This window comes from Sphingopyxis sp. LARHCG72 (assembly GCF_052871675.1).
The window spans coordinates 1-24,143 of the sequence record NZ_JBIXJU010000003.1 but is presented as its reverse complement, the minus strand read 5'-3'; the positions used below and the strand labels follow the sequence as shown (position 1 = coordinate 24,143).

Genomic DNA, 24,143 nt, shown 5'->3' with positions numbered 1-24,143 from the left:
TTACGGCAAGTGCGGCTCAATCCTCGCCCTTACGGCCCTTCGGCAGCAGCGATCCGAACAGGGCGCCGATCGCGGCCGCACCTGCGACGAGCGCGAGCGGCTGCTTCTCTGCAACGTCCTTGAGCTTGCTGTTCGCGCGCTTGGCCTGCGCCTTGCCCTTTTCGAACGCTTCGCCGGCGGCTTCGCGTGCGACGCCGGCCTGTTCGCTGGCCTTGGCTGCGAGGTCCTCGGTCGCGGCGCGGGCGCGGCCATAGCCGTCCTGGATGCGCGCCTTGGCCGCCTCGGCGGTCAGCCGCGCATTTTCCGCGGTTTTCTCTGCAAGTTCACTCGCTTTGGCACGCGTCTCGCGCGCGGTTTCACCGAACGGCTTCATCGTCTTCCTCCAATATTTCGATTTCGTCGTCTTCGTCCGCCGGTTCGTCGGCGGAGCGGAAATGATCGGCGACGTCCGCCGCCAAGTCCTGGATTTTCTGCACCAGCCGCGGCGCATGTTCCTTGATCGGTTCGCGCAGCAGCCAGGCGATGCCCGCTGCCGCCGCGATCGCGATCGGCAGGCGGTTGTTGCGAAACTGCTCCTGCACCACATGTGCCGCGTCGTCGACCTTCTCGCCGATCCGGTATTTGCCGCGGTCGACGAGCGCGCCGGGCTTGAGCGCGGCTTTCGCAACGTCGAGGCGGCGATGAAGTTCGGCGCGCTGGAGCATCGAGCGGCGCGCGGCGGCGATCAGGCGATTACGCGTCCGCGGCATCGGGATCGATTCCTTCGTTCGTCAGGTCGCGGCGCAGCGCGGTGCGAATGTCGCCATAGCTGTGCTGCGCGCGCCAGCCGGCAAAGCCGGCAACCGCGAGCAGGATCGCCACGACGATCAGCGTTGCAACGAACGGCCCGACATGCGGCGCCAGCGCGAGGATCGCCCCGAAGGCGAGCGCCAGCATCGCGATACCCACCGCACACGCCGCGATCGTGCCCCATGCCGCGGTCCAGCTGGCGCCGTGCAGCGCCAGTTCGCCGCGCGCTTCGAGCAGCGCCAGTTCCGCCCGCGCGGTCGCCGACAGATTGTCGACGACATCCCCGACGATCTTTTCGAGCGGGACCGGCGGTGCGGTCTCGGGGCGCCCGTCGGGCGCGTAGCCGTGGCTTACGCCGTCAAAGCGGCGCCCGTCGGGCGCGGGGGTGTTCGGATCGGGTGATGACAAGGTCCGGTCAATCGTTCGAGCTGCCCTTGAGCATACGGGCGAGCACGAAACCGATCACCGTGGCGGCGCCGACGGCGATCGCCGGGTTCTTCTTGACCATGTCGCGGGTCGAGGCGGCGAGCTCGTCGAGATCCTTCTTGTCGAGCGTCGTCGCAAGGCCGGCGACGGTCGTCGCGGCCGAGCGGGCATAGTCGCCATATTGCTTGCCGAACTTGCTGTCGACGGTACCGGCGCTGTCCTCGAGCAGCTTGGCGAGGCTGCCGACGGCTTCGGCGGCCTTGTCCTTGCCCTTGGTCGCGGCGTCGCGCGCCTTGGCCGACGCCTGATTCTTCAGCGTCGTCGCTTCGTCCTTCAACGAGGCTGCCTTTTTCGAGGCTTCGGATTTGATCGTGTCGCGCGTCGCGGCGAGCTGGTCGCGGATCGGGTGATCCTTGGCGGCCTTTACGGTCGCGGGCTTGCGCGCGGGCGCAGCCTTGGTGGCGGCGGCCTTTGCGGGCGCCTTGGGACGGGGAGCGGCAACTTTCTTCGTCGCGGGAGTAGCGGCTTTGGCCATCGGCGTTGTCCTCTTCTTCTTTTGTCGGGCGCCGCATCAGCGAACGTCCCCTTTGGTCCTGCCTGAATATATAGCAAGGCGAGCCGAATGGTTCCATCCCTCCGCAAAATTCCTATGCAGCGGTTGCACTAACGTCACCCTCTCGATAACAGGCGGGCGCCTTTCCCTACCGCCCTGCCGACAGGGCTTCAGCAGGACAAAATCCATGACCGCCATCATCGACATCCACGGCCGCGAAATCCTCGACAGCCGCGGCAATCCGACCGTCGAAGTCGATGTCCTGCTCGAAGACGGCAGCTTCGGCCGCGCCGCGGTGCCCTCGGGCGCTTCGACCGGCGCGCATGAAGCGGTCGAGCTGCGCGACGGCGACAAGAGCCGTTACCTCGGCAAGGGTGTGACGAAAGCCGTGGCCGCGGTGAACGGCGATATCGCCGAAGCGCTGATTGGCCTTGATGCCGAGGACCAGCGCGAACTCGACCAGGCGATGATCGACCTCGACGGCACGCCGAACAAGAGCCGCCTTGGCGCCAACGCAATCCTCGGCGTCAGCCTTGCCGCCGCTAAAGCAGCAGCGGACGCGCGCGGCCTGCCGCTCTATCGTTATGTCGGGGGCGTCTCGGCGCGCACGCTTCCCGTCCCGATGATGAACATCATCAACGGCGGCGAACATGCCGACAACCCGATCGACGTGCAGGAATTCATGATCATGCCCGTCGGCGCCGGCAGCATCGCCGAAGCGGTGCGCTGGGGCAGCGAGATTTTCCACACGCTGAAGAAGGGCCTCTCGGCGAAGGGTCTCGCGACCGCGGTCGGCGACGAGGGCGGTTTCGCCCCGAACCTCGCTTCCACGCGTGCAGCGTTGGACTTCATCGCCGCGTCGGTCGACCAGGCGGGCTTCAAGCTCGGCACCGACGTCGTGCTCGCGCTCGATTGCGCCGCGACCGAATTCTTCAAGAACGGCAAGTACGAAATCAGCGGCGAAGGCCTTTCGCTGAGCCCCGAACAGATGGCCGAATATCTCGCCGCGCTCGTCAACGACTATCCGATCAAGTCGATCGAGGACGGGATGAGCGAAGATGACTTCACGGGCTGGAAGGCGCTCACCGACCTCGTCGGCGACAAGTGCCAGCTCGTCGGCGACGACCTGTTCGTGACCAACCCGGCGCGCCTCGAACAGGGCATCAAGGACGGCCTCGCCAACTCGCTGCTCGTCAAGGTCAACCAGATCGGCACGCTCAGTGAAACGCTCGATGCGGTCGATATGGCCCACCGCGCGCGTTACACCGCCGTGATGTCGCACCGTTCGGGCGAGACCGAGGATTCGACGATCGCCGACCTCGCGGTCGCGACCAACTGCGGTCAGATCAAGACCGGCAGCCTCGCGCGCTCGGACCGGCTTGCGAAATACAACCAGCTCATCCGCATCGAGGAAGAGCTGGGCGACATGGCGCGCTATCCGGGGGCGTCGATTTTCGCCTGATATGTGATCCCCGGCGAAAGCCGGGGCCGCATGCCGCGCGCCGGGAAATCTGCGCCCCGGCTTTGGCCGGGGATCACAACCTGCGCGCGCTCACTCCCCCTTCAGATATTTGTCGAACCAGCCGATCGTGCGGCGCAGCGCGTCGAGCTGCGTCTCGCGCTTCTGGAAGCCGTGGCCTTCGGCGGGATAGAAGACGGTCTCGACGATGTTCCCCTTGGCTTTCAATATATCCTCGACCTCCTGCGCCTGGCCGCGCGGAACGCGGATGTCGTTCTCGCCCTGCAGGCTCAGCAACGGTGCCTTGGCGGCCTTCATATAGGTAAGCGGCGACGAGGCGTCGTATACGTCGGGATTGTCTTCGGGCGTGCCGAGCAGCGTGCGCTGATAGGCTTTCAGAAACTCGTCCTGATCGCGATACATTGTGCGCCAGTTGATGATGCCGAACCATTGCACCGCAGCGGCAAACTCGTCGGGGGTACGGCCGATCGCCATCAGTGTCATGAAGCCGCCGTACGAGCCGCCGAAGATGCCGACGCGTTTCGGATCGACATAGCCTGACTGGACGAGGAAATTCTTGGCCGCGACCGTATCCTTGAGGTCGCCGCCGCCCAGATCCTTGAAATTCGCTTCCTGGAATGCCTTGCCATATCCGGTCGAACCCCGGAAATTGGGCTGGATCACGATATAGCCGCGTGTCGCGAAGGCGGTCGCGTAGCGCGAGAAGCCGTCCTGCGACTGGCCGGTCGGGCCGCCATGCGGCATGACGATCGCGGGCGTTCTGCCGTCGCGCGTCAGGTTGAACGGCGTTGTGACGATTGCGCTGATCAGCGTCCCATCGAAACTCTTGTAAGTGACAACCTGCGATTTGGGGAGCAGCGCCGGCGTCAGGCTGGCCATGGCAAGCGGCACGATCGCTGCCGTCTTGTTGGCGGCGAGGTCATAGGCATAGAGCATCGTCGGCGAATCCGCGCCGCTGCGCGTGACGAACATACGCTTTCCGTCGGGCGAAATGGCGGTAAGGCCGGGGATCGAATTGCGGCCGGGATCGAGCGCGAGGTCGGTCTTCGCCATCGAGGCCAGGTCGACCCGCGACAGCGTCGAGCGCCCGTCATTATTCGTGCGCACGAACATCGCCTTGCCGTCGGGGGTGACGATGTCGCTCGTTTCCTCCCACGGCGTCTTGGGCAGCCACTGCCACTTTTTCGTGGCGACGGTGTAGGCGCCTGCGTGCGGCTGGCCGGTGCCCTCGTCGGTCGTCACCGCGAGCACCGCCCCGTCGGGAGTCGCGCCGCTCGCCGAATAGATGGTCTTCGCCTTTCCGAGCAGCATCGTTGCGGTGCCGCTGGCCACCTCGACCTTCCATATTTCGCTGGCCGAGCTGTCGACGAGGCTGCGGTTGGCGATGATCGCCTTGCCGCCGTCGACCCACGCGACCGCCGACCAGCTGAAGGCCGGATCCTTTTCCGCGGTGAGGTTGCGGACCTTGCCGGCCGCATCCATCACCGCGAGGTTGCTCTGGCCCTCGCTTTTGAGCTTGGTCGACAGCGCGACGAGGCCACCGGCGGGGCCAGCGAGCAAGCCGCTTTCGCTACGCTCGGGCGTGTTCGTCAGATTTTCGGTCGCGCCACCGTTGGTCGGCACGCGGTATACGTCATAATATTCGTTTCCGCCCGCATCCTGCGTGAAATACAGCCATCGGCCGTCGCGCGATGTCGCGAGCCCCGCCTGCGCTTCGTCCGACTGGGTGAGCTGTACCGGCCAGCTGCCGCCTGCATCCATGCGCCAGATGTTGACGCGGCCGGTGAGGTCGGTGGCGACGAAGATCGTCTTGCCGTCGGCGCTCCACACGGCGTCGTAGAGCGACCGCGTGACGCCGATGTCGTCGAGCGGCACCGGGCGCGCCGCAGGGTTGGCGGGCGACACGATCGACCCGGGATCGGTCACGGGCCGGTCGGGCGAGGCGACCTGCGCGGCAAGCGGTGATGTGGTGGCAAGCAGGATGGCGGTGAAGATCAGTCGCATAGGGCCCCCCAGGAAATGACTGGGGGACTGTGGCAGAGCGAAACCCGATCGGCCAGAATAGAATATGGTGTGGAAAAGCGCGGCATCGGCGCTTGACCCCGGGAATCACTTGTGATTCAAGGGCCGGAATGACGCAGCGCCACAAATTCCGCAAATCGATGAGCCGGGCGACCGGTCCGGCGCTCGCAGTGATCGCGGTGCTGGCGATGCTCGGCTATGCGATCTTCGGGCCGACCGGGCTTTACGCCTGGGGCGAATATGGCCAGTCGGTCGAAAAGAAGCGCGTCGTGCTGAGCGAGCTGGCGAAGAAGGAGCATGAGCTCCAGAATCGCGTCAACCTGCTCGACCGCCGGCGCGTCGATCCCGACCTCGCCGAGGAATATGTCCGCGAGAAGCTTGGCGCCTATCACCCGGACGAGGTGATCATCCCGATGGAACCCGAAGCGAAGCGCTGAGCGCCGTTCGGCGCCGCGTTACTGCGCCTTTTGCTGCATACGTAGCTTGGTCCGCGCGATGCCGATGGTGGGCGTTGCCAAGTGCGGCGCGGCTCTCCTATAGGGGGCCTTGCCGTAACGGCTAAATGCAAAGGAAACCTCCCTTGGCCAAAGCTCCCGCGCGCGCATCCGCCGCGCCGAAAAAGACTGCTTCCACCCCGGCCGCCGCGACCAACCGCGAGCAACCGCGCGATCCCGTTCCCTATGACGCGACGCCCGAAGAGCTGGAAAAATTCTATCGCGAAATGCTGCTCATCCGCCGCTTCGAGGAAAAGGCGGGGCAGCTTTACGGCCTCGGCCTGATCGGCGGTTTCTGCCACCTCTACATCGGTCAGGAAGCCGTTGCGGTGGGCCTCCAGTCGGCGCTTGACGGTGACAAGGACAGCGTCATCACCGGTTATCGCGACCATGGTCATATGCTCGCTTACGGCATCGATCCCAAGGTCATCATGGCCGAACTCACCGGCCGCGCCGCGGGCATTTCGCGCGGCAAGGGCGGTTCGATGCACATGTTCAGCGTCGAGCATAAATTCTATGGCGGCCACGGCATCGTCGGCGCGCAGGTGTCGCTCGGCACCGGCCTCGCCTTCGCGCATAAATATCGCGGCGACGGCGGGGTGGCGATGGCCTATTTCGGCGACGGCGCCTCGAACCAGGGGCAGGTCTACGAAAGCTTCAACATGGCCGAGCTGTGGAAGCTGCCGATCATCTTCGTGATCGAGAACAACCAGTACGCGATGGGGACCTCGGTCAACCGATCGTCGGCGGAGGATCAGCTCTATCGCCGCGGCGAAAGCTTCCGCATCCCCGGCATGCAGGTCGACGGCATGGACGTGCTCGCGGTGCGCGGCGCCGCCGAAGCGGCGCTCGAATGGGTGCGCGCGGGCAAGGGCCCGGTGTTGATGGAGCTCAAGACCTATCGCTATCGCGGCCACTCGATGTCCGACCCGGCCAAATATCGCAGCCGCGAGGAAGTGCAGGCGGTGCGCGACAAGTCGGACGCGATCGAGCACCTCAAGAAGCTGATGGAAGAGGCCGGGATCGGCGAGGACAAGATCAAGGATATCGACAAGGAAATCCGTCAGATCGTTGCGGAATCGGCCGACTTTGCGGAAAGCGCGCCCGAACCCGAACTTCATGAACTGTATACCGACGTGCTGGTGGAGCAATATTGAGATGGCCATCGAATTGAAGATGCCGGCGCTGTCGCCGACGATGGAAGAGGGCACGCTCGCCAAGTGGCTCGTCAAGGAAGGCGACACGGTGAAGTCGGGCGATATCCTTGCCGAGATCGAAACCGACAAGGCGACGATGGAGTTCGAAGCCATCGACGAGGGCACGATCGGCCAGATCCTCGTTGCCGAGGGCACCGACAATGTGAAGGTCGGCACCGTGATCGCGACGATCACGGGCGAGGGCGAAGAGGCGGCCGCACCGGCTGCTCCGGCGCCGGCTCCCGCAGCAGCGCCGGAACCGAAGGCAGAAGCTCCGGCACCAGCGCCTGCGGCGGCTCCGGCTGCGGCCCCCGCCGCCGCCGAGCGCGCATCGGACCCCGCGATCCCCGCAGGCACCGCGATGGTCCGCCTGACGGTGCGCGAGGCGCTGCGCGATGCGATGGCCGAGGAAATGCGCGCCGACGACCGCGTCTTCGTGATGGGCGAGGAAGTCGCCGAATATCAGGGCGCGTACAAGGTGACGCAGGGCCTGCTCGAGGAATTCGGCGCGCAGCGCGTCGTCGACACGCCGATCACCGAATATGGTTTCGCCGGTCTCGGCGCGGGCGCGGCGATGGGCGGCCTCAAGCCGATCATCGAGTTCATGACCTTCAACTTCGCGATGCAGGCGATCGACCACATCATCAACTCGGCCGCGAAGACCAACTATATGTCGGGCGGCCAGATGCGTTGTCCGATCGTGTTCCGTGGCCCGAACGGCGCCGCGGCGCGCGTCGGCGCGCAGCACAGCCAGAATTATGCGCCCTGGTACGCGAACGTCCCCGGCCTGATCGTGATCGCGCCCTATGACGCCGCCGATGCCAAGGGGCTGATGAAGGCTGCGATCCGCACCGAGGATCCCGTCGTCTTCCTCGAAAACGAGTTGCTTTACGGCCGCAGCTTCGACGTTCCCGACCTTGCCGACCATGTCCTGCCGATCGGCAAGGCACGCGTCATGCGTCAGGGTGGCGACGTGACGATCGTCAGCTATTCGATCGGCGTCGGGCTGGCGCTCGAAGCCGCCGACAGCCTTGCCGGCGAGGGCATCGACGCCGAGGTCATCGATCTGCGCACGCTGCGCCCGCTCGACACCGCGACGGTGCTCGCCAGCCTCAAGAAGACGAACCATCTGGTCGTCGTCGAGGAAGGCTGGCCCGTCTGCTCGATCGCCAGCGAGCTCGCGATGGTCGCGATGGAGCATGGCTTCGACGATCTCGATGCGCCCGTCATGCGCGTGTGCAACGAGGATGTGCCGCTGCCCTATGCGCACAATCTCGAAAAGGCCGCGCTCGTCGATACGCCGCGCGTGATCGCGGCCGTGAAGGCGGTCCGCAATCGCGCCTGACGATCCGGAGACGGCTTTCTATCCCGACATGCGCGATCCGCGCGTCATGGTCGGCGTGCCGCAACCGCGGCGCGCGGCCATGGCGGCGCTCTGGGGGCTCGCGGCGCGGCTGACCAAGCTGCTGATCGACGCGCGCGAGCCGCTGATCGGGCAGATCAAGCTCGCCTGGTGGCGCGACATGGCGGCGATCATCGCGAGCGATCCCGATGCGCTGCCGAAGGGCGAGCCGCTGCTGGCCGAGTTGCAGGCGACATGGGCAGGGCAGGGCGGTCTCGACGCGCTGGTCGATGCTGCCGAAGCGATGCTGCTTGCCGACAGTGACGACGAACGCCGCGCCGCATCCCAAAGCTTCGGCGGTCACCTCTTTGCGCTGTCCGACGGCGATGCGGCGAGCGCGAAGCGCTGGGGCCTTGTCTGGGGTGCCGGCGTTGTCGAGGCCGAACCCGAGGCGCGCCGCCTTCTGGGGGACGCCAAAAATTCCAGCGCGCCGTCCCGCCGCGATTTCGGCGCAAACCGGCCGCTCCTGATGCTCGATCGCTGGGCCGCGGCGATTGCCGGCCACGACGGCGAGCGGCACTTGCGCGGCGAAGGCCTGCTGCTGCTGCGCATCGGCCTTTTCGGCCGCTGACGACTAAATATGCGCCGGGGGTGGAAATGGCGCGCCCGAACATCTATCTTGTCCGGTACAAAATAGGGTCGCAGGGGACATTGAATGTTCAACGGGCTGATCGCCTATCTCGATTCGATCAAGGCGCGCGATCCGGCGCCGCGGTCGCGTTGGGAAATCCTACTCTATCCGGGCCTGCTCGCGGTCGGCATGCACCGCATCGCGCACTGGCTGTTCGAGGCGCGGCTGTTCTTCCTCGCGCGCTTCGTCAATCACCTGTCGCGTTTCCTGACTGCGATCGACATCCACCCCGGCGCGACGATCGGCCGGCACCTGTTCATCGACCATGGTTTTGGCGTCGTGATCGGCGAGACCGCCGAGATCGGTGACAATGTCTCCATCTATCAGGGCGTCACGCTCGGCGGCACCGACCCCGCGAACGGCATCGGCGGCAAGCGCCACCCGACGCTGGCCGACGATGTCATCGTCGGTTCGGGCGCCCAGATTCTCGGCCCCGTCACCGTCAATGCGCGCGCGCGCGTCGGTGCCAATGCGGTGGTGACCAAGGATGTTCCCGAAGGCGCGGTGATGGTCGGCATCCCGGCGCGCTCGACCCTGCTCGACGCAACCGAATATGCGCGCGAGTTCGTGCCCTATGGCACGCCGTGCAGCGAAACCTTCGATCCCGCGACGCAAAAGGTCGAACTGCTGCAATGCCAGCTCGAACAGATGCAGAAGCAGCTGAAGGCATTGCTCGAGGAACGCGAACTCGCCGCCGTCGACGATGAAGCGCCGCGGCGCAAGGGGAGCCGGACCGGCGCCTGATGGGCACCGTGACACCCTTGCCGTTCGCAGGCCGGACGGTACCGCAGCAAACCGGTTTCGAGCGTCCCGAACTGATGCGCATCCTCGACCTCTACGGCCGCATGGTCGCGGCGGGGCACTGGCGCGACTATGCGATGGATTTCCACCGCGAGGCCGCGATCTTCTCGGCCTTTCGCCGTGCCGCCGAACGTCCCGAATATCGCATAGAAAAACGCCCCGCCTTGCGGAGCCGGCAGGGCATGTGGGCCCTTGTCTCCGAAGCCGGGGCGATCTTGAAACGCGGGGACGAGCTTTCGAATGTGCTCGCCCCCGTCGAACGCAAGCTTATGAAGCTGGTTGGGGACTGATGACCCGTACCGTCGCCGGCAGCTGGTCGGCGACGTTTGGCGGCAGGAAGCCGACGACTACCGCGCGGGCATTCTGCCAGAAGGCCGAGAGCAGCAGCAGCGCCGAACCGATCACGAACGCCGTCAGCGCGACATTGAGTTCGACCGCGCCGAAGGTGTTGAAGAGCTGCGTCATCGCGAACAGCACATAGGCGAGCGCCGAGACGAGCAGCGCGCGGCGGTCGATCGCGAGTGCGATCAGCCCGAAGACGACATAGATGCCGACCACCATCAGGGCGGCACCGCTGCCGATATCGTCGCCGCGCGTGACGCCGAGCAGATGGAAGACCGGGTGCGCGATCATCGGGGCGGCGAGCAGGTGGAGCCAGAAGGCGACGTCGCTGCGGCGCGTCTGGCGCACACGGTCGCTGCGGTCCCACCACATCGCGAGGGTGAAGACGCCGAGTCCGGCGACCAGCACGAGGATCATCGGCAGCGTCCCGTCGGGGCTCGGTACGCCGGTGATGGCGAGGACGAGCGCGACCGCGGTCGCGGCGAGCGCAGCGGTCCCGGCGGCGACGGTGATCGGTACCATGAAGCGTTTCCAGTGCGCCCAGGTCGCCGCGGCGGTAACCAGCGCCATCGATCCGACCAGGATCGCTCCGACGGTTTCATTGGGGCTGTTGCCGAAAATGGATTCGCCATGTTTGACGAGGAAGCCGACCATTGTCGCGAAGACGCCGCCCGAAAAGGCGAGGACGAGCACGATGCTGGGCAGCGCCATGCGGCGCCGCCGCGTGAAATATTCGGCGAGGAACCAAGCCGACGCGGCGACGAACGCGCCGCCGAGCGCGGGGTGGATCGAGGCGCCGATCCAGCCGACCGCGACGAGCAGGATCACTGCCGCGATGCTGACGAAAATATCGTTGAAACCGGTGATGAGGCGGAAGGATTCTTCATCCGCTCCGGGGGCGGCGCGCACCGATGCGATATGCGAGCGGAAAGCCAGCGCGGCCTCCGGCGTCAGTACCTTTGCATCGACCGCAGCTTGCAGGTCGCTTTCACTATACATCGGGGTCGTCCTTCTGTCCGATCCCCTTGCCCCGCACCGCTTCTAGCAGGGCTGTATTGGTGATGCAATACAATAAGTCAGGAGAAGATTTGTGCCGAGGTGAGCCGATCGCGCTGCGCCGTCGTGATGCGATCGACGAGCCGGTACGCCGCGGGATAGAGCGCAAGGCTGACGAGCGCGGCGAAGATGCCGATCTGGAGGCCCGTCTGGAGCTCTTCGGGCGAGGCGGGGTTGAAAGTGAGGCGAAACGAGATGTTCGACGCGATGTTCGAGAGAAGCCAGGTGCCCCACCAGATTGCAAGCAGCCCCTCGGGCTGTTCGAGCTGGTCGCCCTGTCCGCCATGGCTGGCGTTCCAGATTTGCCGCATCGCGGCATGGGGTTTGAACAGGTTGGCGATCGGGATGAAGAACCAGCCGACCGCCCAGCCGGGCGTATAGTCGAAGCCGACGGTCCCCGCGGCGACGATGTTCGCGGCCGCGCGGTAAATCCACATGCTGAAGAAGATAATCGTGACGAGCGTGAGCAAGGCGTCGGTGAGCCCGACGGCGGCATAGAGCGCCGCGGCGCCGGTCAGTTCGGCGCTCTCGTCGAGCGAAACGGCACCTTGCAGTTCGGCGACCTGTCCGGCCAGCGTCGCCATGATCACCACGAATCCGGCAGTCAGCAATATCTTCACGAGCTTCGCCCGCTGTCCCAGCAGGTCGATGCCGTCGGCCAGGCCCATGTCCGCCATGATGCTTCCCCTTGCCGGGGGCGCCGCCCCGGCGCCCCCTTGCGAAGGATGCTATCAGGGTCAGCCCAGTGCCATCAACGCTTTCATGACGTTCATCGACTGTTCGCTGCCCGACTGCGGGACGGTCTCGCCATTGCGGTCGATGATCTTTTCCCACGCTGCGGCGACGCCCTCGGGGGTGCGTTCGCCTTCGGGCAGCGCGACGCCCGGGGTCATGGTGACATAGGCGGCGTGGAACGCGCCTGCGCCTGCGCCAACGATCATGTTGGTCGGCGCGTCTTCGCTGACCAGATAGAGCGCGGCGGGAACGACGTTTTCTGGCGTGAACTTTTCGAACAGTTCGGCGGGGAAGATGTCCTCGGTCATGCGCGTGCCCGCGACCGGCGCGATCGTGTTGCAGCGGATGTTATATTTCGCGCCCTCGAGGTGCAGCGTCTTGGTGAGGCCGGCGAGGCCGAGCTTTGCCGCGCCATAATTGGCCTGGCCGAAATTGCCGTAGAGGCCGGTCGACGACGCGGTCATCAGGATGCGGCCATAGGCCTGTTCGCGCATCAGGTCCCAGCACGCCTTGGTGACGTTTGCGCTGCCGCTGACATGCACCTTCAGCACCAGGTCGAAATCGTCAGGGGTCATCTTGGCGAAGCTCTTGTCGCGCAGGATGCCGGCGTTGTTGATCAGGACGTGGACGCCGCCCCATTCTTCCTTCGCCTTGGCGACCATTTCGACCATCTGGTCATATTCGGTGACGCTGCCGCCGTTCGAGATCGCGGTGCCGCCCGCGGCGCGGATTTCCTCGACGACCTGCAACGCGGCGTCCGAATGGCCGGTGCCGTCGCGCGATCCGCCGAGGTCGTTGACGACGACCTTTGCCCCGCGCCGCGCGAGTTCGAGCGCATAGGCGCGGCCGAGGCCGCCGCCGGCGCCGGTAACAATAGCAACGCGGCCGTCAAATTTGATCGTCATGATGGTCTCCCGGAAAGGGCTACCCCCGCAAGAAAGGTTGCCCGAAAAAACTGGAACGTCCTTAGCCGTTCGCGCCTTGCTGGCAAGGGGGTGAAAAAATGACGATTGAAACAAAAATGTCATGCAAATGACGTGCATCTGTCACGCAAGCGTCATAGCAGCGCCCCGAGTTTGTCACCTTTCGCAACGGAGCAATTCCCTCATGCGCCATGCCCTGACCGCCGCCCTGCTCGCGACGTCGATTTTCAGCCTGCCGACCGCCGCTCATGCCCAGGCGATGACGGCCGAAGAGGCTGCGCAGCTCCGCGCCGAACTCGCGGCGCTGAAGGCGAAGGTGCAGACGCTCGAAACGCGGCTCGACGCGGCCACGGTGCAGCCGACGCCTGCACCAGCGCCCGTGACGACGCCCGCACCGCCGTCGGTCACCGCCAAGCCCGCTACCGAGATCAGCTGGAAGGGCGCCCCCGAGGTCAAGACCGCCGACGGCTGGAGCTTCAAGCCGCGCGGGCGCATCCAGCTCGACGTGGCGAGCATCGACGCGCCTGCGGGCGCCACCGGCATCCGCGGCGGCACGGCGACCGAATTCCGCCGCGTCTACCTGGGCGTCGACGGCAAGATCCCGGGCGGCTTTTCCTATCGCGTCGAGGCGGACATCGCGAACAGCGAGGTCGAGCTGACCGACATCTATATGACCTATGGCACCGGGCCGTTTTCGGTCACTGCGGGCCAGATCAAGCCCTTCTGGTCGCTCGACGACCTGACGAGCGACCTGTTCACCAGCTTCACCGAGCGTGCAGCCTTTACGCAGGCGTTCGGTTTCGAGCGCCGTGTCGGCCTGTCGGCGCAATATAAGGGCAAGGCGCTGCTCGTGCAGGGAGGGGTGTTCGGCGACAACGCGCGCGACCTGACCGACAGCAATCACAGTCTCAGCGTCGACGGGCGCGTCGTGTTCATGCCGAAGTTCGGCGACACGCAGCTTCACCTCGGCGCATCGGGCCATTATCGCGATCCGAACGATCCCGCGGCGACGAACCGTTACCGCGCGCGGCCCTTCGTCCACACGACCGACGTCCGGCTCGTCGATACCGGGCTGCTCGACATTTCGAGCGAGCGCGGTCTTGGCCTCGAAGGCGCGGTGCTCGCCGGGCCGTTCCACGCCGCGGGTGAAGCCTATTGGCAGACGGTCAAGCGCAGCACCTCCGCCGACCCGACCTTCTTCGGCGGTTATGCCGAGGTCGGCATGGTGCTGACGCCCGGCGATACCCGCGGTTACAAGGATGGCGCGTTCGACCGGCTGAAGCCGTCGAAGCCGATCAACGCCGGCGGGATCGGCGCGATCGAGGTCAATGCGCGCTACGACTATCTCGACCTCAACGATGCCGGCATCGTCGGCGGGCAGCAGAAGACTGCGCTGATCGGGCTCGTCTGGGCGCCGATCGACTATATCCGGGTCACCGCCAATTACGGCAAGGTCTGGGTCGACGATGCGCGCGTCGCGGCGGCGAACGGCGACCGCAGCTATTCGGCGGATACCTTCGGGCTACGCACGCAGGTCGATTTCTGACGCGAGCGTATCCGGCGATCAGTGCGCCGTGCTGTTCGAAAATCCGTTCATCACCACCACGCCCGCGATGATCAGCGCCATGCCGACCATCGCGGGCGTGTCGAGCTTCTGGCCCTGGAACACCCACGCGATGGCGGCGATCAGGACGATCCCAACGCCGGACCAGATTGCGTAGGCGATTCCCGTGGGCAGGGTCCGCAGCGTCAGCGACAGGAAATAGAAGGCGACGATATATCCGCCGGCGGTGATCAGCGACGGGACGAGCTTCGTGAAGCCTTCCGATTGCTTCATGAAACTGGTCGCGATGACCTCCGCAACGATGGCGATGCTAAGATAGATATATTGCACGGGCGTACTCCGTCGTCGGTAGCGCCGGGGCGGCGGGGCGGCGGCTGTCGCTCACCGCCCCCCGCCGCAAGGGCTTGGTCGGCGCCGTGGCGGAGAAGAACCCGCGGGGGCGGGCGCAGGAGATACCAGCCTGCTACTCTATTCTCGGCAGGCCGGATTTACCCGGCCTGCCGACGAAATTCAACTTCGACCGGAGTCGTGTCAGACGCTCTTGCCCGCATCGAGCGCATAGCCCGCTGAGCGCACGGTGCGGATGATGTCGCTCGTGCCGGGCAGGTTGATCGCCTTGCGCAGGCGGCGGATATGAACGTCGACCGTGCGCAGCTCGATGTCGCTGTCCTGGCCCCACACGCTGTCGAGCAGCTGCCCGCGTGAGAAGACGCGGCCCGGATGCTCCATGAAATGGCGCAGCAGGCGGAATTCGGTCGGCCCCATCGCGACGGTCTGGCTGCCCCGCACGACCTTGTGCGCGACCGAATCGAGCTCGATATCGGCATAGGTCAGCATCTCGCCCGCGAGCGCGGGGCGCAGGCGGCGGAGCACCGCCTGGACGCGCGCGACGAGTTCGCGCGGGCTGAACGGCTTGGTGACATAATCGTCGGCGCCGGTTTCGAGGCCGCGAATGCGGTCTTCCTCCTCGCCGCGCGCGGTGAGCATGATGATCGGGACGTTCGCCGATTTCGGGTTGCGGCGCAGGCGCCGGCAAACCTCGATGCCCGGCAGGCTCTCGATCATCCAGTCGAGCAGGACGATATCGGGCACGCGTTCCTCGACGAGGACGAGCGCCTGTTCGCCGTCGGGGGTCTGGCGGACCGAAAAGCCTTCGCGTGCGAAATGCCAGACGATGAGTTCGGCGATCGCCTCGTCATCCTCGATCAGCAGCAGGTCGGGCTGCGGCATCAGCCTTGCTCCTGCTCCGCGGCGCCATCTTCGGGCTGTTCGCCGCGCTCGCGTTCCTCCATCCGTTCGCCGGTCACGACATAATAGACCATCTCGGCGATGTTCGTCGCATGGTCGCCCATGCGCTCGAGGTTTTTGGCGACGAACAGCAGGTGCGCGCTTTCCGAGATATATTTCGGATTTTCCATCATGAAGGTGACGAGCGTGCGGAAGATGCTGTTGTAGAAATCGTCGACATTCTTGTCGCGGACGGTCACCCGCACCGCGAGTTCGGCGTCGCGGGCGGCGAAGCTGTCGAGCGCGTCGTGGATCAATTCCACAACGATATTCGACATCGACATCAAGAGCGGGATCGCCTCGATCGAGCGCGTCTGGTCCATCAGCGCGACGCGCTTCGCGATATTCTTCGCATAGTCGCCGATGCGTTCGACGACCGAGACGATCTTCAATGCCGCGATCATCTCGCGCAAATCGTCGGCCATCGGGGCGCGGAGCGCGATCGTCTGGACCGCGAGCTGTTCGACTTCGGCTTCGAGCGCGTCGATCTTCTTGTCGTCGCGCACGACCTGCGCCGCGAGGTCGAGGTCGCCCTTGCTGAGTGCGGTCATCGCCTGGAGCAGCGCCTGTTCGGCGCGGCCGCCCATCTCGCTGATCAGCCCGCGCAGGCGGTTCAGATCCTCGTCGAAGGCCTTGACCGTATGATCGTTCGTTAGTGCCATCGTTGTCGTCCTATTGCGCTACGGATCAACCGTAGCGGCCGGTGATATAGTCCTTGGTGCGTTCCTGCTTCGGGTTGGTGAAGATGTCGGTGGTCTTGCCATATTCGACCAGCGTCCCGAGGTGGAAAAAGGCGGTGCGCTGCGACACGCGGGCCGCCTGCTGCATATTGTGCGTGACGATAACGATCGCATATTTGCCGCGCAGCTCGTGGATCAGCTCCTCGATCTTCGCGGTCGCGATCGGGTCAAGCGCCGAGCAGGGCTCGTCCATCAGGATGACTTCGGGGTCGACCGCGATCGCGCGTGCGATGCACAGGCGCTGCTGCTGGCCGCCCGACAAGGCGGTGCCGCTTTCGGCGAGCCTGTCCTTGACCTCGTCCCACAGGCCCGCACGCACCAGCGCGCGCTCGACGATGACGTCGAGGTCGGCCTTGTTCGGCGCGAGGCCGTGGATCCGCGGGCCATAGCCGACATTGTCATAGATCGACTTGGGGAAGGGGTTCGGTTTCTGGAACACCATGCCGACACGCGCGCGCAGCTGCACCACGTCCATCGACGGGGCGTAGATGTCCTCGCCGTCGAGTTCGATCCGGCCCGTGACCTTTGCACTCGCCACCGTGTCGTTCATGCGATTGAGCGAGCGCAGGAAGGTCGACTTGCCGCAGCCCGACGGACCGATGAAGGCGGTGACGAGGTCGGTGCCGACGTCGATCGACACGTCGTTGATCGCCTGTTTCTCGCCATAGAAGACGTTGACGCCGTGCGCCTTCATCTTGGGGTCGGTAATGGTCAGGTCGTCTTGGGTCATGATCACCAGCGTTTTTCGAATTTGTTGCGAAGATAGATCGCAAAGGCGTTCATCGACAGCAGCACGATAAGCAGCACGATGATCGCGGCGGAGGTTTTCTCGACAAAGCCCCGGTCGACTTCGTCCGACCAGAGGAAGATCTGCATCGGCAGCACGGTCGAGGGCGAGCAGATGCCGCCCGGAACGTCGCCGATAAAGGCGCGCATGCCGACGAGGAGCAGCGGGGCGGTTTCGCCCAGCGCGCGCGCCATGCCGATGATGGTGCCGGTGAGGATGCCGGGGAGGGCGAGCGGCAGGACATGGTGGAACACCACCTGCACCGGGCTCGCGCCCACACCCAGCGCGGCATCGCGGATCGACGGCGGCACCGACTTGATCGCGTTGCGGCTGGCGATCACGATCACCGGCATCGTCATCAGCGCAAGCGTCAGCCCGCCGACGAGCGGGCTCGCCTGGCAGAGACCGAACCAGTTGATGAACACCGCGAGCGCAAGCAGGCCGAAGATGATCGAGGGCACCGCGGCGAGGTTGTTGATCGACACTTCAATAAGGTCGGTCCAGCGGTTCTTCGGCGCATATTCTTCGAGATAGAGAGCGGCCAGCACCCCGGTCGGGAAAGCGATCAGGAAGGCGATGAAGATCGTCAGCACCGAACCCTTGAGCGCGCCCCAGATGCCCGCGACCGCGGGATCGGTGGCATCGGCGTTCTTGAAGAAGGGCCAGTGGATGCCGGTCGACAGCTTGCCGTCCTTCTCCAGCGCATCGACCTTGGCGCCGAGTTCGCCGCGCGAACCCTCCTTGGCCATGATGTCGACTTCGCTGGACGCGGGCAGTTCGAACACCGTCTTGCCATTCAGCAATTCGGGATCGTCCTTGATCGCGCTGCGCACCTCTTTCCAGGCATTCTCGGAAATCAGCTTCGATCCGTCGGGTCCCAGCGCCTCGTCGGCGGCAAAGGCGACGATGTCGGCGAGCCCCGCGTTCGCGATCACTTGGTCGGCGTCGGCATCGCCGAGCCGCGCCTTGTCGATCGTCAGCGGCATCGCCTTGAAATCGACGGGCACTTCGACATGCGTGTACATGAACCCGCGTGCGCCGTTGCCGACCATCACGAAGAGCAGGAAGGCGAGGAATGCGCCCGAGAGCAGCACCGCGCCCAGCCCCATCAGCTTGAAGCGGCGTTCGGCGGCGTAGCGCTTCGCGATGCGCGACTGCATCACGGAGCCTTTCCAGTCGGTGGGGGCGGTCTGCCTATTCATAAGCTTCACGATACTTTTTGACGATGCGCAGCGCGACGATGTTGAGCAGCAGCGTAACGATGAAGAGGACGAGGCCGAGCGCGAAGGCGGCGAGCGTTTTCGCGCTGTCGAACTCCTGGTCGCCGGTGAGCAGTTTCACGATCTGCGCCGTCACCGTGGTGACGCTGGCAAAGGGGTTGGCGGTCATGTTGGCGGAGAGGCCCGCCGCCATCACCACGATCATCGTCTCGCCGATCGCGCGGCTGACCGCGAGCAATATGCCCCCCATCACGCCCGGAAGCGCGGCGGGGATCAGCACCTGACGGATCGTCTCGTTCGGCGTTGCGCCGAGTGCCAGCGATCCGTCGCGCATCGCCTGCGGCACCGCGTTGATGCTGTCGTCGGCCATCGAGGAGACGAAGGGGATGATCATCACGCCCATCACGATACCCGCGGCGAGCGCGCTTTCGGTCGAGGCGTTGGGGATGCCCAGCATCACCGCGAATTCGCGCAAGGCAGGCGCAACCGTCAGCGCGGCGAAATAGCCGTAGACGACCGTGGGCACGCCCGCGAGGATCTCGAGCAGCGGCTTCACCCATTTGCGCACCGCCGGCGCCGCATATTGGGTGAGATAGACCGCGGTCATCATCCCGATGGGAATGGCGACGATCATCGCGATGATCGCGCCGATCAGGATCGTGCCCCAGAAGAGCGGGATGCCGCCAAAGGTGCCGGGCTGCGGCGCGCCGCTCGTCGGCGCCCATTCGGTCCCGAACAGCAATTCGGCGGGCGAGACGAGGCGGAAGAAGCGGATCGATTCAAACAGCAGCGAGAGCACGATGCCGAAGGTCGTGAGGATCGCGACGAGCGACGCGAGCAACAGGAACAGCATCACGATCTTTTCGACGCGCGTGCGCGCCCGGAAATCGGGGCGAATGCGCGTGAAGGCGTATAGCCCGCCCGCGAGTGCCAGTGCGAGCATCGCGGCGATGCCGATCCACGCATATTTGTGGCTCGCGTCGGCATAGGGCTTCACGAGCGGCGCTGCGGCGGGCAGCCGCACCGCGGCCTGCTTGCCCTGCGCGACGGCGCGCGCGTCCGACAGGATCGCGCCGCGCTCGAACCCGAATTCGGGCAGGCTCTGCGCCGCCTCGGTCGCGACCACCTGGTTGGTGATCAGCCCGGGCGAGACCGCCGACCAGACCGCGAGGAACAGCGCCGCGGGGGCGAAGAGCCACAGCGCGACATACCAGCCATGATATTGCGGGCGCGAATGGAGCTTTTCGCCGGCGCGGCCGGCGAGCAGGTTCGACCGCGCACGGCCGGCAAGCCAGCCGATCAGGGCTAAGCCTGCGATCAAAAGCAAAAGGGCGGCGGCGTTGAAGGTCACGTCGCTATGTCCGTCCTCAGAAAGTCGAAAAAGCGGCGGCCGGGAAGGGCGAACCCGCCCCGGCCGCTAGCGGGAGGAAACTTACTTGAGCTCGGCGCCGTTCAGCGCGGTCATCGCCTTGCCGTTCGACGCCGCAAGGTCGGCGATCGCCTTCGGCGACACGATCAGGCCCTTGGCGTTGAGGTAACCGCCGTCGCCCGCGCCCTTCAGGAATTCGGCGACATATTCGGCGAGTCCGGGGACGACGCCGACATGCGCCTTCTTCACATAGATAAAGAGCGGGCGCGAACCGGGGTAGCTGCCGTCGGCGATGGCGGCATAGGTCGGCGAAACGCCCTGCACCGGAACCGCCTTGATCTTGTCCTTGTTGGCGTCGAGATAGCTGAAGCCGAAGATGCCGAGGCTCGTCGGGTTCTTGTCGAGCTTCGAGATGATTAGGTTATCATTCTCGCCCTGCTCGACATAGTAAGGCGCGCCGCGCAGCGTGGTGCAGGTCGCCTCGTGCTTTTCCTTGTCGCTGTCCTTCAGCGCCTTCATCTCCGCATTGGCGTCGCAGCCCTTGCCGAGGATCAGCTCCTTGAACGCATCATAGGTGCCGCTGGTCGACGGCGGGCCAAAGACCGAGATCGCGACCGCGGGAAGCGCGGGGTTCACGTCCTTCCACGTCTTCGCGGTGTTCGGCTTGCCATAGGGGTTCGCCGCCAGCGCCTTGTAGACATCTTCTTCCGACAGCTTGAAGCCGGGGCCACGCTGCGCTTCGCCGAGCGCGATGCCGTCGATGCCGATCTGGACTTCGACAATGTCCTTCACGCCATTCTTGGCGCAGGTGTCGAATTCCTTCTTCTTGATGCGGCGCGATGCGTTCGCGATGTCGGGGGTGTCGCCGCCGACGCCGGCGCAGAAGCGTTCGAAACCGCCGCCGGTGCCCGTGCTGTCGATCTTGGGGGTCTTGTTGCCCGTCGCTTCGGCGAACTTTTCGCCGACCGCGGTGGCAAAGGGATAGACGGTCGACGAGCCGACCGCGCTGATATAATCGCGCGCGCCGCCACCCGAAGACGCCTGATCCTGGCACGCGGAAAGCGCCAGCGCGCACGTCGCGGCACCAGCGATAAGGGCGAATTTCTGCAGCATGGAATTGATCCTGTCGGGGGCCGTTACCAAACCAAGCCGCCACCCCCGCGGCGACTCGCTGAGGGCCATTTGGGGGTTTTGTGTGACGTGTATGTGACAGCGAGTGTCATATAAGTGTCATGGTGCCTTGGGGAGCCTGCCCATTTATGTTGCCTCTCGCCTATTCTTTATGCAACACGACATGTAGAGGGGCGTTATTGATGAATGAAGAAGATCAAAAGAGACGACCGGACTTGTATGTTGGGTTTGTGTGCGCGGCGGGCACTGACTTAACTGAGATTAAGGCTCAGTTTGAGGCACAGCTTTCTGTCGTGGGATACAGCAAGAAGGACGTAAAGGTCAGCCAGCTCATTAAGAGCGTATTGGAAATCGCTGATCAGGATAGCGAATTTGAGCGAATGAAGGCTTTGATGGCCGGTGGCGACAAGCTCCGTCGACATTCTCAAAGCCACCAAGGTGTCGCGTCTCTTACTATCTCTGAAATTCGGAGGCTTCGAGGGGGCGAGGACGACCTCCCATCCTCGACCGTGTATCTGATAGATTCGCTTAAGAATCCAGCGGAAGTAGAGCTTCTCGACAGGATTTATGGGCGAAACTTCTATACGATTTCCGTGTACGTCCCAAAGGAGGAGCGGACGGAAAATCTTAAGAACAAGATCGCGAAAAGCCTGCACGAGCCTCCGGGAGAGGCTCATCAAGCATTGGCGGCGGAACTGATAGATGAAGACGAAAAGGGTGCGGAGAAGGCTGATCAGGACGTTCAAGGAACGTTTCCTCTGGCCGATTTTTTCATAAACTCCAAAATCGATGTCAAATCTCAGATTACTAGGTTCGTGCAACTGGTGTTTGGCGAGCCCTTTGCCACGCCGACACGCGATGAATATTTTATGTTTCTCGCAAAGGCTACAGCGCTTCGGTCCTGTGATCTTTCTAGGCAGGTCGGTGCGGTAATTGCGGATGAGCGTGGCTGGGTATTGGCCACAGGCTGTAACGAAGTTCCCTTACCAGGCGGTGGATTCTACGATGAATCGGTGGCTTCAATCGAAGATAATCGAGATAAGAAGAAGCAATATGATCCAAATTATATTGAGATTCAAAGGTCTCTCATCGAATTCATTGGAGTATTGAAGAAAGCAAAGTTCGTTGATGAAAATGAGAGCGATTCCAATATCGTTGATCGTCTCCTGCATGGTGAATTTAAGGAGCTGATGTCAAACGCTCGGGTCCGAAACCTGATCGAATTTGGGCGAGTGGTGCATGCCGAAATGCATGCCCTATCGCAAGCGGCTGCGGCGGGCCGGGCGGTCCAGGATGCAACGTTGTATTGCACAACGTTTCCCTGCCACGGGTGCGCCCGGCATTTGATAGCGGCGGGTATTAAAGAGGTCATTTACATTGAGCCTTACCCCAAGAGCCTGACCCTCCATCTCTATGACAAGGAAATCGTGATCGCACATTCGCCAGCAGGTGAGCACGAGGTGCGAGCAAGGCAGCCAGTTTCATTCCGGGCCTTCCATGGGATTTCTCCAACGCTCTATCAACGAGTGTTTGCTTATCGGCCGAGGAAGGATAACATGGGGACGATCGCTGAATGGAAGCCGCGTATTGCGATTCCTGTGGGCGCTGCATTCGGGGTTGAGCGTCCGCAGGCTGAGGTGGCAGCTTCACAGGCTATTGCTAAAATTCTCGAATCAATTAAACTCGAAGCAGACAACGAAAAGGCGGAGAACGAAAATGCCTCAGCCACTAGCCAAGGGTCTTAACGAGTTGCCTATTTTAGAGCAAATCATGAAAGATAAGATGGCTTTTCTTGCCTACTCGTCGTGTCAGCAGCAGAATTTATTGCGAGAAATGAACGCGTGGAGATATTATGTTTCCATGTACTCGTTTGAGAGCGAGGCCAGGTCAATCAATAGTGATTGTTCCGACGGCTTGAGCGTCGCACGCTAGCCTTTTTTGATCCACGGGCACGTTGATGATCCTCATCACCGGCCACGTCATCCTCACCCCCGCGCATCGCGAGCGCATGATCGCGCTTGGCGCCGAACATAGCGCGCGGTCGCGGGCCGAGCCGGGGTGTCTGGCGCATAATTGCCATATCGATGTCGAAAACCCCGACCGGCTGATGTTCGTCGAGGAGTGGGAGAGCGTCGATGCGGTCCGCGCCCATTTCGCGCTGCCCGCTTCGCGCGCCTTCGTCGCTGACATGCGCGCGCTGTCGCCCGCGTCGCCGGTGATCCGCATCCATGCGGCGGAGGATATCACTGCGACGCTGATGGGGTAGCGGCTTTCAATCCGTTCCGATCGATGCGTGCGGTCGATTTTTCTCTCGTCATGCCGGACTTGATCCGGCATCCATTCGCGCCAGTGTAGCGGGGCCCCGGATCAAGTCCGGGGTGACGAAGTGTGGATGTGCGGGGGCATATGAGCGGGTTCGAATTCATCTTTTCGCTGTTCGGGCTGATCCTCGGCCTTGCGCTCGCCGAGGGGCTTGGCGGGCTCGCGAGGGCGATGAAGGCGAGCCACAAGGTGCGGATCGGCTGGCCGACCGCGCTGCTCGGCCTCTTCGTGTCGTGCGACGTCGTGACCTTCTGGATGTATGGCTGGGGGATGCGCGACCTGTTGCCGCTGAGCTGGCCGGTGCTGTTCGGTGGCTTCCTCGTCACCGCCATCTATTTCATCGCGGCGAGCCTCGTCTTTCCCGACGATCCCGAGGCGTGGGACGACCTCGGCGCCCATTTCGACAAACATTATCGCAAGGTGCTCGGCGGCATCCTGCTGTGCAATGTCGCGCTGGTCGCGACCGTCGCGGCGCTCGCGAAATTCCCGCCGCTCGACGCGCGCAACATCGTGATCACCTGGAGCTTTTTCCCCGTCGCGCTGCTCGCGATCGCGGCGAAGGACCGGCGCATCGTGTGCGCGTTCCTCGTCTGGCTGATCGCGCTCTACCCGCTCTCGGCGGTGTGGCACTGACCCTATTGGACGGCAGTGGTCTTGGCGACGACCCGCCACCCGGCATCGGTGCGATAGAGCAGGAACTGGTCGATATAGCGGTCGCCGCCGAAGTGGAGTTCATAGGTGACCGCTGACGTGCTCCCCTGAAATGTGACCGAATTTGAGTAGAGTCCGACGCGAAGGAGTCGGACAGAATGAAGCGAAGCAGGTTCAGCGAAGAGCAGATCATCGCGATATTGAAGGAGCATGAGGCGGGGA

General features: G+C 64.0%; 27 protein-coding genes. 11 read left to right on the top strand and 16 right to left on the bottom strand.

Annotation, left to right across the window (positions count from 1 at the left end; translation table 11 throughout):
* Positions 1–16: 16 nt before the first annotated feature.
* From ACIPPQ_RS07710 to ACIPPQ_RS07695, 4 genes are read right to left on the bottom strand one after another with little or no spacing between them, the layout of a single operon-like run.
* Positions 17–373, bottom strand: a complete 357-nt coding sequence (locus tag ACIPPQ_RS07710) for a hypothetical protein (protein WP_446543560.1) — start codon at positions 371–373, stop codon at positions 17–19.
* Positions 357–749, bottom strand: a complete 393-nt coding sequence (locus ACIPPQ_RS07705) for a hypothetical protein (protein ID WP_446543559.1) — start codon at positions 747–749, stop codon at positions 357–359. Before ACIPPQ_RS07705 ends, ACIPPQ_RS07710 begins: the two co-directional genes overlap by 17 nt.
* Positions 733–1,197, bottom strand: a complete 465-nt coding sequence (locus ACIPPQ_RS07700; protein WP_446543558.1) for a phage holin family protein — start codon at positions 1,195–1,197, stop codon at positions 733–735. The genes ACIPPQ_RS07705 and ACIPPQ_RS07700 overlap by 17 nt, the downstream gene beginning before the upstream one ends.
* 7 nt (positions 1,198–1,204) lie before the next feature.
* Positions 1,205–1,750, bottom strand: a complete 546-nt coding sequence (locus tag ACIPPQ_RS07695) for a hypothetical protein (protein WP_446543557.1) — start codon at positions 1,748–1,750, stop codon at positions 1,205–1,207.
* A gap of 205 nt (positions 1,751–1,955) precedes the next feature.
* Between ACIPPQ_RS07695 and eno the strand changes: the two genes are divergently transcribed.
* On the top strand, positions 1,956–3,230 hold the full coding sequence (gene eno / locus ACIPPQ_RS07690; RefSeq protein ID WP_446543556.1) for a phosphopyruvate hydratase: 1,275 nt from the start codon (positions 1,956–1,958) through the stop codon (positions 3,228–3,230).
* A gap of 90 nt (positions 3,231–3,320) precedes the next feature.
* Here eno and ACIPPQ_RS07685 read toward each other — a convergent pair whose 3' ends face one another.
* Positions 3,321–5,252, bottom strand: a complete 1,932-nt coding sequence (locus ACIPPQ_RS07685) for a S9 family peptidase (RefSeq protein ID WP_446543555.1) — start codon at positions 5,250–5,252, stop codon at positions 3,321–3,323.
* A 128-nt stretch (positions 5,253–5,380) separates the two neighbouring features.
* Here ACIPPQ_RS07685 and ACIPPQ_RS07680 point away from each other — a divergent pair, with 128 nt between their 5' ends.
* The 6 genes from ACIPPQ_RS07680 to ACIPPQ_RS07655 all read left to right on the top strand — a co-directional run bounded on the left by ACIPPQ_RS07680 (position 5,381) and on the right by ACIPPQ_RS07655 (position 10,084).
* Positions 5,381–5,707, top strand: coding sequence for an FtsB family cell division protein (locus tag ACIPPQ_RS07680; RefSeq protein WP_446543554.1), 327 nt, complete (start codon positions 5,381–5,383; stop codon positions 5,705–5,707).
* Between the two features lie 125 nt (positions 5,708–5,832).
* Complete coding sequence (gene pdhA, locus ACIPPQ_RS07675; RefSeq protein WP_446543553.1) at positions 5,833–6,921, top strand: pyruvate dehydrogenase (acetyl-transferring) E1 component subunit alpha; 1,089 nt, start codon at positions 5,833–5,835, stop codon at positions 6,919–6,921.
* A gap of 1 nt (position 6,922) precedes the next feature.
* Positions 6,923–8,305, top strand: coding sequence for a pyruvate dehydrogenase complex E1 component subunit beta (locus tag ACIPPQ_RS07670; RefSeq protein WP_446543552.1), 1,383 nt, complete (start codon positions 6,923–6,925; stop codon positions 8,303–8,305).
* A 28-nt stretch (positions 8,306–8,333) separates the two neighbouring features.
* Positions 8,334–8,933, top strand: a complete 600-nt coding sequence (locus tag ACIPPQ_RS07665; RefSeq protein WP_446543551.1) for a hypothetical protein — start codon at positions 8,334–8,336, stop codon at positions 8,931–8,933.
* 84 nt (positions 8,934–9,017) lie between these two features.
* Positions 9,018–9,737 (top strand): serine O-acetyltransferase, encoded by a 720-nt coding sequence (gene cysE, locus ACIPPQ_RS07660; protein ID WP_446543550.1) that lies wholly within the window; start codon positions 9,018–9,020, stop codon positions 9,735–9,737.
* Positions 9,737–10,084 (top strand): DUF2794 domain-containing protein, encoded by a 348-nt coding sequence (locus ACIPPQ_RS07655; RefSeq protein ID WP_446543549.1) that lies wholly within the window; start codon positions 9,737–9,739, stop codon positions 10,082–10,084. The genes cysE and ACIPPQ_RS07655 overlap by 1 nt, the downstream gene beginning before the upstream one ends.
* On the opposite strand, the gene ACIPPQ_RS07650 is transcribed toward ACIPPQ_RS07655, so the two are convergent.
* The 3 genes from ACIPPQ_RS07650 to ACIPPQ_RS07640 all read right to left on the bottom strand — a co-directional run bounded on the left by ACIPPQ_RS07650 (position 10,062) and on the right by ACIPPQ_RS07640 (position 12,832).
* Entirely contained in the window at positions 10,062–11,135 is a 1,074-nt protein-coding gene (locus tag ACIPPQ_RS07650; protein WP_446543548.1) for a hypothetical protein, read from the bottom strand. The two genes, ACIPPQ_RS07655 and ACIPPQ_RS07650, sit on opposite strands and share 23 nt — an antisense overlap.
* Before the next feature lie 77 nt (positions 11,136–11,212).
* Positions 11,213–11,869: a DUF4328 domain-containing protein gene (locus tag ACIPPQ_RS07645; protein ID WP_446543547.1), complete on the bottom strand. Its 657-nt coding sequence runs from the start codon at positions 11,867–11,869 to the stop codon at positions 11,213–11,215.
* Positions 11,870–11,929: 60 nt separating this feature from the next.
* Positions 11,930–12,832, bottom strand: coding sequence for an SDR family oxidoreductase (locus ACIPPQ_RS07640; RefSeq protein ID WP_446543546.1), 903 nt, complete (start codon positions 12,830–12,832; stop codon positions 11,930–11,932).
* Between the two features lie 202 nt (positions 12,833–13,034).
* On the opposite strand from ACIPPQ_RS07640, the gene ACIPPQ_RS07635 reads away from it, so the two are divergent.
* A complete protein-coding gene (locus ACIPPQ_RS07635) occupies positions 13,035–14,396 on the top strand; it encodes an OprO/OprP family phosphate-selective porin (protein ID WP_446543545.1) in 1,362 nt (453 codons plus the stop codon).
* Positions 14,397–14,414: 18 nt separating this feature from the next.
* On the opposite strand, the gene ACIPPQ_RS07630 is transcribed toward ACIPPQ_RS07635, so the two are convergent.
* The 7 genes from ACIPPQ_RS07630 to ACIPPQ_RS07600 form a co-directional block, all read right to left on the bottom strand.
* Positions 14,415–14,744 carry a DMT family transporter gene (locus ACIPPQ_RS07630; RefSeq protein WP_446543544.1) on the bottom strand — a complete coding sequence of 110 codons (330 nt, stop codon included), beginning with the start codon at positions 14,742–14,744 and terminating at the stop codon, positions 14,415–14,417.
* A 201-nt stretch (positions 14,745–14,945) separates the two neighbouring features.
* The gene (gene phoB, locus ACIPPQ_RS07625) at positions 14,946–15,644 is read right to left on the bottom strand and encodes a phosphate regulon transcriptional regulator PhoB (protein ID WP_327450272.1); all 699 of its coding nucleotides are present in this window, start codon (positions 15,642–15,644) and stop codon (positions 14,946–14,948) included.
* Positions 15,644–16,363: a phosphate signaling complex protein PhoU gene (gene phoU / locus ACIPPQ_RS07620; RefSeq protein ID WP_327450270.1), complete on the bottom strand. Its 720-nt coding sequence runs from the start codon at positions 16,361–16,363 to the stop codon at positions 15,644–15,646. The genes phoB and phoU overlap by 1 nt, the downstream gene beginning before the upstream one ends.
* A 25-nt stretch (positions 16,364–16,388) precedes the next feature.
* Positions 16,389–17,171: a phosphate ABC transporter ATP-binding protein PstB gene (pstB, locus tag ACIPPQ_RS07615; protein ID WP_446543543.1), complete on the bottom strand. Its 783-nt coding sequence runs from the start codon at positions 17,169–17,171 to the stop codon at positions 16,389–16,391.
* Between the two features lie 2 nt (positions 17,172–17,173).
* On the bottom strand, positions 17,174–18,430 hold the full coding sequence (gene pstA / locus ACIPPQ_RS07610; protein ID WP_446543542.1) for a phosphate ABC transporter permease PstA: 1,257 nt from the start codon (positions 18,428–18,430) through the stop codon (positions 17,174–17,176).
* Positions 18,423–19,799 (bottom strand): phosphate ABC transporter permease subunit PstC, encoded by a 1,377-nt coding sequence (pstC, locus tag ACIPPQ_RS07605; protein ID WP_446543541.1) that lies wholly within the window; start codon positions 19,797–19,799, stop codon positions 18,423–18,425. The genes pstA and pstC overlap by 8 nt, the downstream gene beginning before the upstream one ends.
* A gap of 81 nt (positions 19,800–19,880) precedes the next feature.
* Complete coding sequence (locus tag ACIPPQ_RS07600) at positions 19,881–20,930, bottom strand: substrate-binding domain-containing protein (RefSeq protein WP_446543540.1); 1,050 nt, start codon at positions 20,928–20,930, stop codon at positions 19,881–19,883.
* 200 nt (positions 20,931–21,130) lie between these two features.
* Between ACIPPQ_RS07600 and ACIPPQ_RS07595 the strand changes: the two genes are divergently transcribed.
* The 3 genes from ACIPPQ_RS07595 (at position 21,131) to ACIPPQ_RS07585 (ending at position 23,903) form a co-directional block, all read left to right on the top strand.
* Positions 21,131–22,693: an anti-phage dCTP deaminase gene (locus ACIPPQ_RS07595; protein ID WP_446543539.1), complete on the top strand. Its 1,563-nt coding sequence runs from the start codon at positions 21,131–21,133 to the stop codon at positions 22,691–22,693.
* Positions 22,694–22,905: 212 nt separating this feature from the next.
* Complete coding sequence (locus ACIPPQ_RS07590; protein ID WP_446543538.1) at positions 22,906–23,214, top strand: putative quinol monooxygenase; 309 nt, start codon at positions 22,906–22,908, stop codon at positions 23,212–23,214.
* A gap of 140 nt (positions 23,215–23,354) precedes the next feature.
* Entirely contained in the window at positions 23,355–23,903 is a 549-nt protein-coding gene (locus tag ACIPPQ_RS07585; RefSeq protein WP_446543537.1) for a hypothetical protein, read from the top strand.
* A gap of 2 nt (positions 23,904–23,905) precedes the next feature.
* Here ACIPPQ_RS07585 and ACIPPQ_RS07580 read toward each other — a convergent pair whose 3' ends face one another.
* On the bottom strand, positions 23,906–24,109 hold the full coding sequence (locus tag ACIPPQ_RS07580) for a nuclear transport factor 2 family protein (RefSeq protein ID WP_446543970.1): 204 nt from the start codon (positions 24,107–24,109) through the stop codon (positions 23,906–23,908).
* Positions 24,110–24,143 lie beyond the last annotated feature (34 nt).